General features: G+C 66.4%; 1 protein-coding gene. It reads right to left on the bottom strand.

Annotation, left to right across the window (positions count from 1 at the left end):
* Nucleotides 1–863 (bottom strand): calcium-binding protein (locus K6N12_RS33555; protein WP_281424336.1); only part of this gene is annotated, 863 nt, incomplete at both ends.

The raw sequence follows: 863 nt of genomic DNA, 5'->3' as shown, positions 1-863 counted from the left end.
AGGATGTCGGTGCCGGCGCCGCCGAACAGCTGGTCATTGCCGGCGCCGCCGTCCAGGGTATCGTTGGCGATCCCGCCGGTGATGATGTTGTCCAAGGCATTGCCCGTGCCGACGAAGTTGACACTGCCGGTGAAGGTCAGCCGCTCGACATTGGCGTAGCCCGCGATGCTCAACGTCCCCTGCGCCGTCTGCACCGTGTCGTCGCCCTCGCCCGCCGCTTCGACGACGGAGACGCCCTGAACGCCGAGGATGTAGACGTCGTTCCCGGCCCCGCCCTGCAGCACGTGCCCGGGTCCCGCCGAGACCAGCAGATCGTCATAGGCCGAGCCGATCGCCTTCTCGATGTTGGCATAGGTGTCGCCGGCAGCATCGCCGCCGCTGCCCGTGCTGGTCCAGAAGTCGACGTTCACCGCAGCCGTCGAGGTCGAATAATCCACCGTGTCGACGCCGGCGCCGCCGTTGAAGAAGCTGGCGTCGGAGCCGCTTACGAAGGTGTCGGCAGAACCCGTGCCGATGAAACCCTCGATCGAGGTGAAGGTGTCGCCGACCGCATCGCCGGTGTACACGCCGGTCTTCAGGTTGATCGTCACAGCCGACGTGCTCGAGCTATAGCTCGCATTGTCAGCGCCGTCGCCGCCATCCAACTGGTCTGCGCCTGCGCCGCCGATCAGGATGTCGGTGCCGGCGCCGCCGAACAGCTGGTCATTGCCGGCGCCGCCGTCCAGGGTATCGTTGGCGATCCCGCCGGTGATGATGTTGTCCAAGGCATTGCCCGTGCCGACGAAGTTGACACTGCCGGTGAAGGTCAGCCGCTCGACATTGGCGTAGCCCGCGATGCTCAACGTCCCCTGCGCCGTCTGCAC

The organism is Rhizobium redzepovicii, assembly GCF_019793435.1.
In the GTDB taxonomy this organism is placed as follows: Bacteria; Pseudomonadota; Alphaproteobacteria; order Rhizobiales; family Rhizobiaceae; genus Rhizobium; species Rhizobium redzepovicii.
Note: the sequence above shows the minus strand (reverse complement) of the source record. Positions and strands in the feature narration are given on the sequence as shown.